Below are 14756 nucleotides of genomic sequence, written 5' to 3' on the forward strand. Positions count from 1 at the left end.
GCGCAGCCCCGCCCGGGCGCATCCGGGCGGGGCGGCGAGGTGCGGTCAGCGGTCAGTGGTGGGAGGAGGCATTGCCCTTCTTGCGCAGCTTGCGGTCGTCGCGCAGCTCCACGTAGGGCTCCTCGTCGGCCGGGTGGCCGGCCGCGATGGCCCGGCTGCGCTCCAGCTCGGCGTCGAACTCCGCGCCGAGCAGGATGGCCACGTTGCTCAGCCAGAGCCAGACCAGGAAGATGATCACGCCGGCCACCGCGCCGTACGTCTTGTTGTACGAACCGAAGTTGCTGACGTAGAGCGCGAAGAGGCCGGACACCACGAGCCAGAGCACCACCGCGAGCACGCCGCCGGGGCTGACCCAGCGGAAGCCGCCGTGCCGGGCGTTCGGCGAAGCCCAGTAGAGGATCGCGAACATCAGGCTCACCAGCACCAGCAACACCGGCCACTTGGCGATGTTCCACACCGTGACGGCGGTCGAGCCGAGCCCGATCGCGTTTCCGGCCTGCTCGGCCAGGCCGCCGGTGAACACCACGATCACGGCGCTGATCAGCAGCATCACGCCGATCACCGCGGTCACGCCGAGGCGTACCGGCAGCGTCTTCCAGATCGGCCGCCCCTCCGGCACGTCGTAGATGCTGTTCGAGGCGCGCATGAACGCGGCGATGTAGCCGGAGGCGGACCAGAAGGCCGCGACCAGACCGATGACGGCCGCGATGCTGGCCAGCCCGCCGGACTGGCCGGCCTGGTCGATCGCGCTCTCGATGATCTTGCGGATGTTCTCCTCCGGCACCGCCTGGCCGACAGTGTCCCGGACCCCCTCCGTGGCCCGGTCACCGAGCAGGCCGAGCAGCGAGATCAGCACCAGCACGCCGGGGAAGATGGAGAGCACGCCGTAGTAGGTGAGCGCGGCGGCCCAGTCGGTCAGGCTGTCGTCCTGGAACTCCCGGACGGTCCGCTTGAGCGTCGCCATCCAGCCCGTCGCAGTCAGGTCGGTCGGGCTGTCCGGACCGTCGTCCGGGCCCACCGGCTCCGTGCGGTCGCGCCCGTCACGGGCGGGAGCCTCGTCGGCGGCCATGGCACCTCCTCGTCGTCGCGTCGTCAGACGACATGCCCTGACGACGGCGGCCATAACCACCACCCGCGAAAACGGCAGACCCGCCCGACGCCCCTGCCCCCGAGGCGGCCACTCACGCCCATCGCGGCCGTCCGCGTTTCCCGCCGCCTCGCTCTGCATCCATCGGCGCACACGGTTACGCAGCGTGGCTGCCGCGCGGGTGGCTGCAGAGCAAAGCCCGCCGGCGCCGCATCCCGTCACGACAGCGCGACGCACTCGACCGGAGATCTCGGCGCCCGCCGCCCGGAGCGGACAACAACTCGCCCAAGATCTCGACAACCGTCACGACGAGTGGAACGTCATGGGTGCCAAACGGGGGCGGAGACACCCACGGCGCTCCACCCGTCCGATCCGCCGGCGGCGCGTGCGCGGTGGAATCGGCGGCGGCACCCGGCACAGCCACTGTGCCGCAGTGGCGGCGTCGGCATGACGAAGGAGCCCGCGACCTCGGCGGAATGAATTCGATCATGGGCCTTCCGGGCACCGGAGCACGTACTGCCGACGCCGGTCGGCGCCGGCACCGCCGAGGGCCGACAGGGCCTGCGACAGCAGTCGGTCGCGCTGCACTATCCGTAACCGCCACCGGCTCCCGTGACTCGCCATTCATCGTTGGAAAGGCGCCCGGTCGACCACCGGAAGGCATTGCCGAAGTCCTTGATCGCGCAATTACGAAAGAGATTCAAGAAGCGTCCGCCGGAGCGCGTCGCCCCAATTACCGTCACTCATTGCAATCACGTTAAGCAATGTTCCCAACGCGCGCGCAATTCGCGTATCGTGCCCCCTCGTGCCGCCCGTTCGCCCCTCCGACGCGACTCCCCCGAAACCCCGGCCGCCGTCCGGCGGACGACCGGGGTCCGATGTGGACGCCGAGGTGGTGCCGCTCCCGCCGGACGAGGGCGTCGTCGCCGGTCCGGAGTGGTCCGACGACGGGCCGGGCGAGACACACCACCACAGCCGGGCCGTGCCGCACCACGCCGAGGACCACACTCCGGCCGAGACGCACGACGCCCCGGATCAGGCCCAGCAGGACGCCCGGGAACTGGCCGCCCGGTTCGAGGAGGAGAAGCCGGGACGGGTCCTCGCCGGCGGAGTCGGCTTCCTGTTCACCGGCGTCACCGTCGCGGTCGGGCTGCTGACGCTCTGGCAGGTGTTCTTCCCGCTGGCCCAGGGCAGCAAGTACTACCTCATCTTCTTCCTCGCCGGCGTCCTGCCGATGGTGTTCCTCGCGTACCCCTCGGGGGTGCGGCTGCGACGCACCGAGGCCGACGCGGTCGACGTGGACGACCGGCGCGGACCCACGCCCGTGGACTGGCTGCTGGCGCTCGCGGCGCTCGTGGTCTGCCTCTACCCGGTGCTGCCGGTCGCCGTCGGCGCGGGCGGCGGCGGGTACGACGCCTTCCTGGACCGGCAGGGCCTGCTGGATCCGCTGGACGTGGCGTTCGGCACCGGGCTGCTGCTCCTGCTGCTGGAGGCGTGCCGGCGTACCACCGGGTGGATCCTGCCGGCGGTCTGCGTGCTGTTCCTCGGGTACGGCTACTACGGCGGGCTGCTGCCGCAGTCCTGGCCGGTGGCGCACGCGGGGCTCGACTTCGCGCAGCTGGTCGACGCGTTCTACAACTCCGACAGCGGCTTCTACGGCACGCCGCTGGACGTCGCCGCCTCCTACATCGTGCTGTTCACCATCTACGGCGCGGTGCTCGACCTGTCCGGCGCGGGCCGGTTCTTCGTGGAGCTGTCCGCCGCCGCGTTCCGCCGCTCCCGTACCGCCGCCGGGCGCACCGCCGTCGCCTCGGGTTTCCTGCTCGGCACGGTCTCCGGCTCCGGCGCCGCCACCACCGTCAGCATCGGCGCGGTGACCTGGCCGATCCTGCGCCGCGCCGGCTACCCGGCCGAGCGCGCGGGCGGCATGCTGGCCGCCGCCGGTGTCGGGGCGATCCTGTCCCCGCCCACGCTCGGCGCGGCGGCGTTCATCATCGCCGAGTACCTGGGCGTGTCCTACCTGCAGGTGCTCGGCTGGGCCACGGTGCCCACGATCCTCTACTACCTGGGCATCCTGTTCTCGGTCGAGATCGACGCGCGACGTTCCGGGGTCCGTCCGGTGGTCATCGACAGCGGCTCGGCCTGGCGGCTGCTGGCCCGTTTCGGCTACCACTTCCTCTCGCTCCTCGTGATCATCGTGGTCCTGGCGCTCGGCGCGTCGGCGATGCGGGCGGTGGTCGTCGCCACCGTGATCGCGGCGGCGCTGTCCTTCCTGGACCGGCGGCACCGCCTCACGCCGGCCCGGCTCGTGGCGGCGCTGCGCGACGGCGTACGCGGGGTGCTCGCGGTGAGCGCCGTGTGCGCCGCGGCCGGCATCATCACCGCCACCACCACGAAGACCGGGCTCGGGCCGCAGGCCGCCTCGCTGCTGATCAGCGGCGCGCAGACGGTCAGCTCGGAGCCCGCCGTGGTGCTGGCGCTGACCGCGGTGCTCGCCGCCGTCGCGCTCAGCCTGCTGGGCCTCGCCGTGCCGGTCACCGCGTCCTTCGTCATCGGCTGGGTGATCATCGGCCCGGCACTGCTGAACCTGGGTGTCGAGGCGCCCGCCGCGGCCATGTTCGTCTTCTACTTCGCGGTGCTGTCCGAGGTCTCGCCGCCGACCGCGCTCGCCGCGGTCGCCGCCGCCGCGGTCACCGGCGGCCGCCTGGTGCCGACCATGTGGCAGACCCTGCGGTACGCGCTGCCGGCGTACCTGATCCCGCTGGCCTTCGTGATCACGCCGACCGGCCTCGGACTGCTCGGCATCGGCGGGCCCGGGCGGATCGTGACGGCCGGCCTGGTCTCCGCGCTCGGCGTGGCGGTGCTGGCGGTCGCGGCCGGCGGCTGGCTGCCGGGCGTGGGCCCGGCCGGCGCGCCGGAGCGGATCCTCGGCGCGATCGCCGGGCTGGTCCTGCTCTGGCTGGAACCGCTGCCCATGGCGATCGGCGCGGCGCTCGCCGCGCTCACGGTCGCGGGCGTGTACGTCCGACGTGGCGCCGCCGGGCACCCCGGCCGCCCGGCGGTCGAAGAATCCGTGGATCTTGGGGAGGAGAGAGAGTGGGACGGATCGACGCGAGGATAGTGGCGGGTGTCGGGGCGTTTGTCCTGGTCGCCGCCGGTGCCGCCGGCTGCGGGGGCCGTCAGGACGGCGCGGCGAAGGACGACGCCGCCCGCGAGGTCAGCTGCAAGGTCACCAAGGACACCCGGGTCGGTATCGCCACCGGCAACGCCACCGGCGTCTACTACGTGGTCGGCAACGCGCTCGCCGGCGAGCTGAGCAAGACCACCGACGGCAAGCTCACCGGGACGGCCGCCGAGACCGGCGCCTCGGTGCAGAACGTCGAACAGCTCGTCGCCGGCCAGTACGACGTGGCGTTCTCCCTGTTCGACACCGCTGTCAACGCGGTGCAGGGCAAGGGGAGCTTCACCGCGCCGCAGCCGGTCAAGGCGCTGGCCCGGATCTACGACAACTACACCCAGGTGGTCGTACGGGCCGACGCGGGCATCACGTCGGTGGCCGACATGAAGGGCAAGAAGATCTCCACCGGCTCACCGAAGTCCGGCACCGAGGTCATCGCCAACCGGCTGCTCACCGCCGCCGGGCTGGACCCGGCGAAGGACGTCCAGGCGCAGCGGCTGGACCTCACCAAGACCGTCGACGGCATGAAGGACGGCAGCATCGACGGCTTCTTCTGGTCCGGCGGCGTGCCGACCGGCGGCGTCACCGACCTGTTCACCACGTCCGGCGACAAGGTGAAGTTCGTCGACATCACTCCGCTGCTGCCGAAGATGGCCGAGCTGAACCCGGCGTACCAGGCGGGCACCATCGGCAAGGACATCTACCGGACCCCGGCCGACGTGCCCACCATCGTGGTGCCGAACGTGCTGCTGGTGCGGGACAACCTCGACGCCGACGTGGCCTGCGCGATCACCCGGACGGTGTTCGAGTCCAAGGACGCCCTGGCCCAGGCGAACCCGGCGGCGAAGGGCATCGAGCTGGGCAACGCCCGCAAGACCGACCCGGTGCCGCTGCACCGCGGCGCGGAGCGGGCACTGAGCGACCTCGGCGCGAGCTGACCTGAACGGGCCGGGTCCGGACGCGCGTCCGGGCCCGGCCCGCCCGACCCGACCGGAGACCACCGTGCCGCTGCCCCACCCGGCTCGCGTACGCCGGCACCACCGCTCCGCGGACCGCACCGGACGCCTGCGCTCGGTCCGCGTCCAACTGCTGGCCCCGATCCTGGTCGCCACGGCCGGGCTGGTCGTGCTGGGGGCGGCGCAGACCGACGCCGCGCTGGACGCGTCCGCCGACGCCGACCGGGCGCGCGTGCTGGCCGGCACCGCCACCGCGACCGTACGTCTGGTGCACGAGCTGGAACGCGAACTGGGCGAGACGGCCGCGTTGCGCCAGCGCGGCGGTACGTCCGGCCGCCCGCTCGTGGACGCGCAGCGCCGCCGGGTCGACACGGCCGTGGAGCGCTACCGCTCGGCGCAGGGTGACGCGCGCCGGGCCGCCCCGGACCTGGCGGGGGTGCTGGACGACGCGCGCGGGCGCTTGGAGCAACTCGCGCCGACCCGGGACCTGGCGCTGGCCGGTGAGCGCGGCGACCCGGCGTACGTGTCGCTCGTGGAGTCGCTGCTCGCGGTCGCGGACGCGCTGCCCAGTCAACTCCGGGACGCCGACCTGGCCAACCAGGCCCGTGAGGTGGCCTCGGTGGCCGCCCAGGAGCACCTGTCCGCGCTGGAGCGCGACCTGCTGCGGGCGGTGTTCGTCAGAGGCGGACTGGAACGCGGCGAGCTGGCCCGGCTGGGCCGGCTGCGGGGCGCCCGGGAGCAGCGGCAGGCCGAGTTCCTGCGGATCGCCTCCGCCCCGGCGAACGCTGCCTGGTACCGGCTGGTCGACGGCGCCGACGTGACCACGGCCCGGCGGATGCGCGACGCGATGCTCGACACCGACGGCGCGCCGGACGCGCTGAAGACCGACGGCGACGCCTGGTACGTGGCGCAGAGCGGCGCGATCCGCCGGTACAACCTGCTCGGCCGGGACCTGTCCGACGGGCTGGACCGGGACGCGGCCGACCTGGCCGCCGCGGCCCGGCTGCGCGCGGTGCTGACCGCCGGGGCGACGAGCACCGTCGCGCTCGGCTCGCTCGTCACCGCCGTGCTGCTGGCGGTACGGACCAGCCGCCGGTTGCGCCGGCTGCGGGTCGCCGCGCTGACCATGGCGAACCGGGAGCTGCCGGAGCGGATCACCGCGATCGCGGCGGGCGAACGGGCGCCCGCGGAGGGTCCGGCGACCCGGATGACGGACGGGATCCGGCGCGGTCGGGACGAGGTGGCGCAGGTCGCCGAGGCGTTCGACACGGTGAACCGGGCCGCGCTGCGGCTCGCCGGGCAGCAGGCGGAGTTGCGGCTGGACGTGACCCGGATGGCGGAGGCGCTGGCCCGGCGCATCCGGACGCTGATCACCCGGCAGTTGCGGCTGCTCGACGACTTCGAACGCGAGGAGACCGATCCGGACGCGCTGGCCCGGCTCTTCGCGCTGGACCACCTGGCCGCCCGGCTGCGGCGCAACGGGGAGAACCTGCTGGTCCTCGCCGGTGGCGAGCCGGGCCGGGGGCACGAGGGCGCGTTGCTGCTGGACGACGTGGCACGGGCGGCGGCCTCCGAGATCGAGGACTATCCGCGGGTGGAGATCGACGTGCCGACCGCGGCGGTGCACGGCGCTGCGGCCGGCAACCTGGTGCATCTGCTGGCCGAGTTGCTGGAGAACGCCACCGTCTACTCGCCGCCGGAGGCCCGGGTGCTGGTGGACGGCCGGCGCACCGTCGACGGGCTGGTGCTGCGCGTGCACGACCAGGGCATCGGCATCAGCGAGAGCCGGCTGGCCGAGATCAACGAACGGCTCGCCGCGCCGGCCACCCTGTCCAGCGCCGCCGCCGGCAGCATGGGCCTGCACGTGGTGGCCCACCTGGCCGCCCGGCACGGGATCCGGGTGCAGTTGCACAACCCCGGCACCGGCACGGTGGCGCAGGTGGACGTACCGGAGTCGGTGCTGACCCGGGTCGAGTCGGTGGCGTCCCGGCCGCCGGCCGAGCGGCGCCCGCACGGGCGCGGCGCGCCGTGGTTCAAGAACGCGCCCGTCCTGCGGCCGCAGGGCGGTTCCCGCGACCTGGTCACCAGCGCCCCGACGGCCGGCGGGCCGGCGCGCGGCGTGGCCACGGTCCGGGCGCCGGGTGGCGCGCTGCTGGCGCCGAGCGCGGCGCGGATCCGGCCGGTGAGCGTGCCACCGGCGCCGGTGTCGACCACCGCCGCCGGGCTGCCCCGGCGGCCGGTGGGCGGGCATCTGCCGGGACCGATGCCCGCCGTCACCGCGCCGCCGCCCGCGACCGACCTGCTCGACCCCGAAGTGGTACGCGCCCGGCTGTCCGCCCTCGCCGAGGGGGTGGCCAGCGCGACGCGCCGTGCCCCGAACACCACACCACCCAACGGGAGAAGACCATGAATCCACCCGCTTCCACCGGGCTCGACTGGCTGCTGGCGAACTTCGCCGAGCAGGTGCCGGACGTCTCGCACGCGCTCGCGGTCTCCGAGGACGGACTGCGGCTGGCGTCCTCGCCGGATCTCTCCCCGGACCAGGTCGACCAGCTCTCAGCGGTGATCAGCGGCTTGGCGAGCCTTACCGTGGGCGCGGCCCGGCTGATGTCCGCCGGCCGGGTACGCCAGCAGATCGTCGACATGGACGGCGGTGTGATGCTGGTGATGGCGGTCGGGGAACGGGCGCTGCTCGGCGTGCTGGCCGCGCCCGGCTGCGACCTGGGCCAGATCGGTTACGAGACGGCGACGCTGGTGCAGCGGGTGGCGGAGGCGCTGGAACCGGCGGTCCGCCGGTGAGCGGCCGCCCGGCGCGGCTGGTGGCGGCGCTGCTGGCGACGGTGCTGGTGGCCGGTTGCGGCGCCGAGGACACCACTGGGCAGGCGTGGCACGGCGGGCGGATCTTCCTGGCCACCGGCAACACCACAGGCGTCTACTACCAGCTCGGCGGCGGGTACGCCGATCTGATCACCCGGCACGTGCCCGGGTACGAGGCGCGCGCGGAGCCGACCGGCGCGTCGGTGGAGAACATCACCCGGGTGGCCGGCGGCGACATGGAGATCGCGTTCAGCCTGGCCGACACGGCGGCGGACGCGGTCGACGGCCGCGGGGCGTTCGACAAGCAACCGCAGCCGGTACGTGCGCTGGCCCGCGTCTACAGCAACTACACGCACGTGATCGTCCGCAGCGACGGCAAGATCAACAGCTTCGCCGATCTGCGCGGCAAGCGCGTCTCGACCGGTTCGCCGAAGTCCGGGACCGACATCATCGCCGGGCGTCTGCTCACCGCCGGCGGCATCGACCCGAACGCCGGCATCCAGCGGCTCAACCTGTCGTTGCCGGAGACGGTCAAGCGGATGCGGGCGAACACGCTGGACGCCATGTTCTTCTCCGGCGGCCTGCCCACGCCCGGCGTGAAGGACCTGCTCTCCTCCGCGCCCGGGAAGTTCCGGCTGCTGCCGCTGAACGACCTGATCGAGCCGCTGAGCGCCCGGTTCGGCGGCGTCTACACCACCGCCACGCTGCCGAAGGAGGTCTACGGCACGGCCGAGCCGACGCCCACCATCACGGTGGCGAACGTGATCCTGGTGGCGGCGGACATGCCGGAGCAACTCGCGTACGACCTGACCCGGGTGCTCTTCACCTGGCAGGGCGATCTGATCCAGGTGCACCCGGAGGCGGCGAACTTCAACCGGGCCAGCGCGGCCGCGACCGGCCCGATCCCGCTGCACCCGGGCGCGGCCCGGTTCTACCGCGACGGCGGCTGAGCGCGGCGCGGCCCCGCTACGGCGTCCAGTCGCTCCGCAGCAGACCGTAGAGCGCCATGTCGGCGAAGCCGTCGCCGTCGTACTCGCGGTCGCGCTGGGTGCCCTCGTGGACGAAGCCGCACCGCTCGGCGGTACGCCGCATGGCCGTGTTGCCGGCCAGCGTCTCGATCTCCAGGCGCCGCAGGTTGCGGTTGCGGAAGCCGTACCGGCAGAGCAGCCGGATCACCTCGGTGCCGTAGCCCTGGCCGCGCGCCTCGGGCAGCAGCGTGATGCCGAGGTGGGCGTACCCGTTGAAGGTGTTGATCCCCCACAGCACGCCGGTGCCGAGGAACGTGCCGTCGGCGACGGTCTCGGCCAGCAGTGTCACCGGATCGCCGGCTTCCGGCTGCTCGGCGGCGCGCTTCTCCAGCCGGGCCCGGACCTGGCCGACGTGGTACGGCAGGAACGGCCCGCCGTCGGTGATCAGGCGCAGCTCCGGGTCGCTGTGCAGACGGAACAGGTCCGGCGCGTCGTCGGGGGTGGGCGGGCGCAGCCGTACGCGCTCGGTGGCGAACATGCCGCGACGCTAGCGGCGGCAGGGCAGGTCGACAACCGGATTTGGCCACCCTACCGACCGGTCGGTAGGGTGGCGGCATGACCCCGCTCGTCCTCGCCTCCGCCCTGACCAAGACCTACGGGACACGCGACGCCCTGCGCGCGCTCGACCTCGCCGTCGCGCCGGGCAGCCGGTTCGTCGTGCTCGGCCACAACGGCGCCGGCAAGTCCACGCTGCTGGAGATCATCGCCACCCTGCGCACCCCGACCTCGGGCTCGGTGCGCGTCGGCGGCTTCGACACCGTGACCCAGGCGCGGGACGCACGGCGGCTGATCGGCCTGGCGCCGCAGTCGAACGCGCTGGACCCCCTCGCCACCCCGGCGGAGGTGCTCGACTTCCACGGCGTGGCGCTCGGGCTCGGCCGCCGGCAGCGGGCCCGCCGCACGCGGGAACTCGTCGACCTGTTCGGGCTGGGCGAGCACCGCTCGTCCCGGGTGGCCAAGCTCTCCGGCGGCACCCGCCGCAAGCTGGACCTGGCGGTGGCGCTCGTCGCCGAGCCGGCGGTGGTGATCCTGGACGAGCCGACCACCGGCCTGGACCCGCTCGCACGCATCGACTTCTGGACCGAGCTGACCCGCCTCAACCACAGCGGCACCTCGCTGCTCATCTCGACCCAGGACCTGCACGAGGCCGACGTGCTGGCCACGGAGATCGCCGTGCTACGGGACGGCCGGGTGGTCGCCCAGGGCCCACCGGCGTCGCTCAAGGGGCGCGTCGGCGCCCGGACGCTCACGCTCGACCTGTCCGACGCCGCCGCCGCGACCGCGCTCGTCGCCGCGTCCGAAGCCGGGTTCCGCGCCGACCCCGACCACCCGGACCGGGTACGCCTCAGCGTCCCCGACGACCCCCGCGCGCTGACCGCTGCCCTGCACGAAGCCGGCGCGATCGCCGCCGACATCACCCGGCTCCATCTCGCCGAGCCCTCCCTCGACGACGTCTTCGTCGCCCTCGCCGCCCGCTGAGGCGCGCCCCCACCGCACCCCGAAAGGCCCGACACCGTGCTCCCGCTCGCGCTCACCCCGCCCCGCCGCTCTTCGGCCCCGGTCGTCCTCGCGGCGATCAGACGCTCGACCCGGGCCGTGCTCCGTACCCCGGCGCTGCTCGTGGCCCCGGTCGCCCAGTCCCTGTTCTTCCTGCTCGTCTACGCCGGGCAGCTCGACGCCGTGGGCAGCACCTATCTGGGCGGGACGAGCTTCATCGCGTTCCTGCTGCCGCTGATCCTGCTCACCGGCGTCGCCACCGGCGCGGGCGCGGCCGGCACGCTCGTGCTGGGCGACATCACCAGCGGATACCTGGACCGCCTCCGGCTCGCCCACGGGACCACGACGCCGTTCCTCGTCGGCCCGGTCGTCGCCGCGCTGCTCGCTGTCGTACTCCAGATGGTGGTGACCGTCGCCGGGGCCGTCGCGATCGGCTACCGGCCGGCGAGCTGGTCCGGCGTCGCCGGAATGCTCCTGCTGATGCTCGCGCTCGGACTCGGCGTCGCGCTGCTGAGCACGGCGCTCGCCATCCGGTCGGACTCGGCGTCCACCACCAACCTGGTCACGCTCGTCGTGTTCGGCCTGTCGTTCTTCACCGGCGTGTTCGCGCCGGTCGACGAACTCGCCGGCTGGATGCGGGTGATCGCCACGGTCAACCCGCTCACCTATATCGTCGACACCGCCCGGCAGCTCGGCGGCGGCACGCCGCTCGCCGCGGCCCCGATCGGCGTCGCGGCGCTCGCCGCCCTCACCGTCGCCGGAACCGCCGCCTGCGCCCTCGCCCTCCACCACGCCAGGAAGAACCGATGAGCGACACCCGCACCCAGATCATGGACGCCTTCGCCGAACAGCTCGCCGCGACCGGCTACCAGGGCATCTCCCTGGTCGGCGTCGGCCGCAGCGTCGGCATCCAGAAGCCGTCCATCTACCACCACTTCCCGGGCGGCAAGGAGGACCTCTACATCGCGGTGGCGGAGCGGTACATCCGGGACGTCGGCGGCAGGATCTCGGCGGCGCTGGCCGGCCCCGGCGACGTGCCGCACCGGCTGCACGCGCTCGCCACCGTCGCCGCCGGGCAGCACGGCGACGCGATCACGTTCGAGCAGCGCATCTACGACACGCTGCCGCTCGTCTCCGCCGAGACCAGCGAGCACGTCTCGGGCCTCTACGTCGACCTGATGCTGGCCCCGGTGACCCGGTTCTTCGCCGACGCCCGCGCCGAGGGCGCGGTCACCGGCGAACCGGAGTTCCTGATGAACGCGTTCCTGCACCTGGCCCGTGCGGCCGACCTCACCGACGAGACCGGCCCCGCACGGGTCGTCGCGCTCTTCCTCAACGGCGCCCGCCCACGTGCCTAAACTAAGAGCTTAGCTAACCGAGGAGGGCGCGCCATGTCGGCTGAGGCTGTGCACTACAACATGCATGATGCCAAGACCCACCTGTCGCGCATCATCGAGCGGGTGGAACGCGGCGAAGAGATCATCATCGACCGGGCGGGCACCCCCGTGGCGAAGGTCGTACCGCTGGTGCGCCGGACCGACCGCACGGCGATCGGCTCCCTCGCGGGGCAGGTGGACCTCTCGGGTGACTGGGATTCGCCACAGACCAACGCCGAGATCGCCGCCGACTTCGGGATCGGCGCATGACCCTGCTGCTGGACACCCACGTCGCGCTCTGGGCCATCACCCGCGACGCCTCCATCCCGCTCTACGAGGTCGACGTCCTCAAGGTGTAGACCTCAGACGTCGGCGGGGGTGGTGGCGGCCCGCGCCGCTGCGACCAGCCGGGCGGTCTCGGCGGCCACGTCCTCGTCGTCGGGGGGCGTCCCCGGGTCGTAGCGGACCGTCCAGGTCAGCCCGTCGACGCCGGGCACCCGCCGGGCCGCGATCCGCCCGGAGCCGCCGGGCATCTCGTGGTGCGAGGTGTACGCCACCGAGCCGGTGACCCGGTCCCGGACCTGGTGCGGCAGGTCACCCGGGTCGACGAGCAGGTACGTCTCGGGGAGGCCGTCCGCCACCACCAGGTAGCCGTCGCGCTCGGCGACCGGCTCGGCCGGGGTGACAGTCAGCTCGCGGCCGGACCAGACCGCCTTGAGGATGTCGTGCCAGCCGAGGCGCTCCACCCGGCCGGGCAGCCAGAGGCCACGGTTGCTGGCGACCAGCACGCCGTCGTTGCCGCCCTCGCCGGTGCCGGCGGCGGCCCAGGCGAGCACCCGCTCGTCGGCGGCCAGCGGCGGCCGGTCGGCGGACGGCAGTTTCGGCCGGCGGTTGAACAGTCCCATCACAATCCTCCGGCGGCCTGCTCGCGCAGTGCCCGTGCGTGCTGTTCCAGCGACAGCAGTTCCCCGAACAGGGCGAAGTACTCGTCCTTGTTGCTCACCGGGTTGACCCGCTGGATCTTCGACTTGAGGTCACGGATGCGGCCGGTGACCGAACTCCACTGGAGCCGGGCCATGGTGATCGAGACGTACCTCGGGTCCGGCTCGCCGTCGATGCGCAGCGGCTCCACCGCCAGCTCGCCGATGAGCGCCTGCCCGGCCAGGTCGTCGCAGGCGTCGCGGACCCGTTCGATCCAGACCGCGCCGCCGGTGGCAGTGGACGCTCCGCCGGCCGCCGCCACGGCGGCGCGTACCGCGACGTGCACCGGGTGCTGGTAGTCGGTCACCTCGACCGCGTCGAACATCGGACCGGCCAGCACCGGCTCCTGCAACGCCAGCTTGAGCGCCTCCCGCTCCACCATGGAACGCGGACTGTCCACAGCGGGCGTGGCCCGGCCGGGGCGGGCCGGGGCGGCGGGCGCGGCGCCGCCGGCCTGCGGCCCGTGTGCCGCGTTGAGCACCGCGCGCTGCACCGGCTCGATCTCCATGCCGAGGTCGCCGGCGAGCTTGCGCACGTACTCCGGGCGCTTCTCCCGGTCCTTGATCTTCGCCACGAGCGGCGCGGCGCGACGCATGGCCTCGACCCGGCCGTCGACGGTGTCCAGGTCGAACCGGCTGATCACGTGCCGGAGCGCGAAGTCGACCAGCGGCTCGCGGCGGGCCACCAGGTCACGCACGGCCAGGTCGCCCTTTGCCAGGCGCAGCTCGCACGGGTCCATGTTGTCGGGGCTGACCGCGATGAAGGTACGCCCGACGAAGCGCTGGTCGTCCTCGAACGCGCGCAACGCGGCCTTCTGCCCGGCGGCGTCGCCGTCGAAGGTGAAGATGATCTCGCCGGCCCGTTCGTCGCTGTCGAACAGCACCCGGCGCAGCACCGAGATGTGGTCGCCGCCGAACGCCGTGCCGCAGGTCGCCACCGCCGTCGGCACGTCGGCGAGGTGGCAGGCCATCACGTCGGTGTAGCCCTCGACCACCACCACCTTGCCCTGCTTGGCGATCTCCCGCTTGGCCTGGTCGATGCCGTAGAGCACGTGCGACTTCTTGTAGATCGGCGTCTCGGGGGTGTTCAGGTATTTCGGGCCGTCGTCGTCGTCGAACAGCTTGCGGGCGCCGAAGCCGATCACGTCACCGGTGATGTCCCGGATCGGCCACATCAGGCGGCGGCGGAACCTGTCGATCAGCGAACCGGAGCGGGCCGGGCGGGACAGCCCGGCGGTGACCAGCTCGTCGTGGGTGAAGCCCTGCTGGCGCAGGTGCTTGGTGAGCAGGTCCCACCCGTCGGGGGCGAAGCCGCAGCCGTACCGCTCGGCGGCGGACCGGTCGAAGCCGCGCCCGGCGAGGAACTCGCGGGCCGGGCGCGCGCCGGCGGTGGTGAGCTGGGACCGGTAGAAGTCGACGGCGGCGGCGTGCGCGGCCACCAGGCGCTGCCGCTGCCCCTGCTGCGGGCGGGGACGCGGCGCGGACCTGTCGTCCTCGACGTAGCGCAACTGGATGCCGGCGCGGGCGGCCAGCCGCTCGACGGACTCGACGAAGCTGAGGTGCTCGGCGTCCATCAGGAACTTGATCGCGTCGCCGCCGACCCCGCAGCCGAAGCAGTAGAACACGTTGCGGGCGGGCGAGACGTTGAACGACGGGCTCTTCTCGTCGTGGAACGGGCAGAGCCCCTTGAGGTTGCCGCCACCGGCCGACTTGAGCGTCACCACCTCGGAGATGACGTCCGCGATGGCGGTGCGCTCGCGGACCAGCGCGATGTCCTCGTCCCGGATCCGCCCCGCCATGACCGCCACCCCCTCGGCGTACATCCTGCCCTGCCGGA

Annotated in this window: 13 protein-coding genes; 9 read left to right on the forward strand and 4 right to left on the reverse strand. The window is 73.3% G+C overall.

Going from position 1 to position 14756, the window contains the following annotated elements:
* Nucleotides 1–52: 52 nt before the first annotated feature.
* Nucleotides 53–1069, reverse strand: a complete 1017-nt coding sequence (locus J3R08_RS24125) for a YihY/virulence factor BrkB family protein (RefSeq protein WP_043329080.1) — start codon at nt 1067–1069, stop codon at nt 53–55.
* An 898-nt stretch (nt 1070–1967) separates the two neighbouring features.
* Between J3R08_RS24125 and J3R08_RS24130 the strand changes: the two genes are divergently transcribed.
* The 5 genes from J3R08_RS24130 (at nt 1968) to J3R08_RS24150 (ending at nt 8988) form a co-directional block, all read left to right on the forward strand.
* Nucleotides 1968–4208 carry a TRAP transporter fused permease subunit gene (locus tag J3R08_RS24130; RefSeq protein ID WP_209962884.1) on the forward strand — a complete coding sequence of 747 codons (2241 nt, stop codon included), beginning with the start codon at nt 1968–1970 and terminating at the stop codon, nt 4206–4208.
* Nucleotides 4184–5203, forward strand: coding sequence for a TAXI family TRAP transporter solute-binding subunit (locus J3R08_RS24135; RefSeq protein ID WP_104115035.1), 1020 nt, complete (start codon nt 4184–4186; stop codon nt 5201–5203). The genes J3R08_RS24130 and J3R08_RS24135 overlap by 25 nt, the downstream gene beginning before the upstream one ends.
* 64 nt (nt 5204–5267) lie before the next feature.
* Nucleotides 5268–7631, forward strand: a complete 2364-nt coding sequence (locus J3R08_RS24140) for a nitrate- and nitrite sensing domain-containing protein (protein WP_209962885.1) — start codon at nt 5268–5270, stop codon at nt 7629–7631.
* A complete protein-coding gene (locus J3R08_RS24145) occupies nt 7628–8020 on the forward strand; it encodes a roadblock/LC7 domain-containing protein (RefSeq protein ID WP_030503989.1) in 393 nt (130 codons plus the stop codon). The genes J3R08_RS24140 and J3R08_RS24145 overlap by 4 nt, the downstream gene beginning before the upstream one ends.
* Nucleotides 8017–8988: a TAXI family TRAP transporter solute-binding subunit gene (locus J3R08_RS24150; RefSeq protein ID WP_064448158.1), complete on the forward strand. Its 972-nt coding sequence runs from the start codon at nt 8017–8019 to the stop codon at nt 8986–8988. Before J3R08_RS24145 ends, J3R08_RS24150 begins: the two co-directional genes overlap by 4 nt.
* A 16-nt stretch (nt 8989–9004) precedes the next feature.
* On the opposite strand, the gene J3R08_RS24155 is transcribed toward J3R08_RS24150, so the two are convergent.
* Nucleotides 9005–9544 carry a GNAT family N-acetyltransferase gene (locus tag J3R08_RS24155; protein ID WP_043329074.1) on the reverse strand — a complete coding sequence of 180 codons (540 nt, stop codon included), beginning with the start codon at nt 9542–9544 and terminating at the stop codon, nt 9005–9007.
* Between the two features lie 77 nt (nt 9545–9621).
* On the opposite strand from J3R08_RS24155, the gene J3R08_RS24160 reads away from it, so the two are divergent.
* Genes J3R08_RS24160 through J3R08_RS24175 form a run of 4 tightly spaced genes read left to right on the forward strand, consistent with a single transcriptional unit; the run spans nt 9622 to nt 12209 of the window.
* Nucleotides 9622–10545 (forward strand): ABC transporter ATP-binding protein, encoded by a 924-nt coding sequence (locus tag J3R08_RS24160; RefSeq protein ID WP_043329071.1) that lies wholly within the window; start codon nt 9622–9624, stop codon nt 10543–10545.
* Nucleotides 10546–10581: 36 nt separating this feature from the next.
* A complete protein-coding gene (locus J3R08_RS24165) occupies nt 10582–11373 on the forward strand; it encodes an ABC transporter permease (RefSeq protein ID WP_069088862.1) in 792 nt (263 codons plus the stop codon).
* The gene (locus tag J3R08_RS24170; RefSeq protein WP_113972666.1) at nt 11370–11921 is read left to right on the forward strand and encodes a TetR/AcrR family transcriptional regulator; all 552 of its coding nucleotides are present in this window, start codon (nt 11370–11372) and stop codon (nt 11919–11921) included. The genes J3R08_RS24165 and J3R08_RS24170 overlap by 4 nt, the downstream gene beginning before the upstream one ends.
* A 33-nt stretch (nt 11922–11954) precedes the next feature.
* Nucleotides 11955–12209: a type II toxin-antitoxin system Phd/YefM family antitoxin gene (locus J3R08_RS24175; protein WP_043329066.1), complete on the forward strand. Its 255-nt coding sequence runs from the start codon at nt 11955–11957 to the stop codon at nt 12207–12209.
* A 92-nt stretch (nt 12210–12301) separates the two neighbouring features.
* Here J3R08_RS24175 and J3R08_RS24180 read toward each other — a convergent pair whose 3' ends face one another.
* A complete protein-coding gene (locus J3R08_RS24180) occupies nt 12302–12844 on the reverse strand; it encodes a hypothetical protein (RefSeq protein ID WP_209962886.1) in 543 nt (180 codons plus the stop codon).
* Entirely contained in the window at nt 12844–14742 is a 1899-nt protein-coding gene (gene dnaG, locus J3R08_RS24185) for a DNA primase (protein ID WP_043329063.1), read from the reverse strand. The genes J3R08_RS24180 and dnaG overlap by 1 nt, the downstream gene beginning before the upstream one ends.
* Nucleotides 14743–14756 lie beyond the last annotated feature (14 nt).

The organism is Micromonospora sp. HB375 (assembly GCF_017872985.1).
In the GTDB taxonomy this organism is placed as follows: domain Bacteria; phylum Actinomycetota; class Actinomycetes; order Mycobacteriales; family Micromonosporaceae; genus Micromonospora; species Micromonospora chalcea.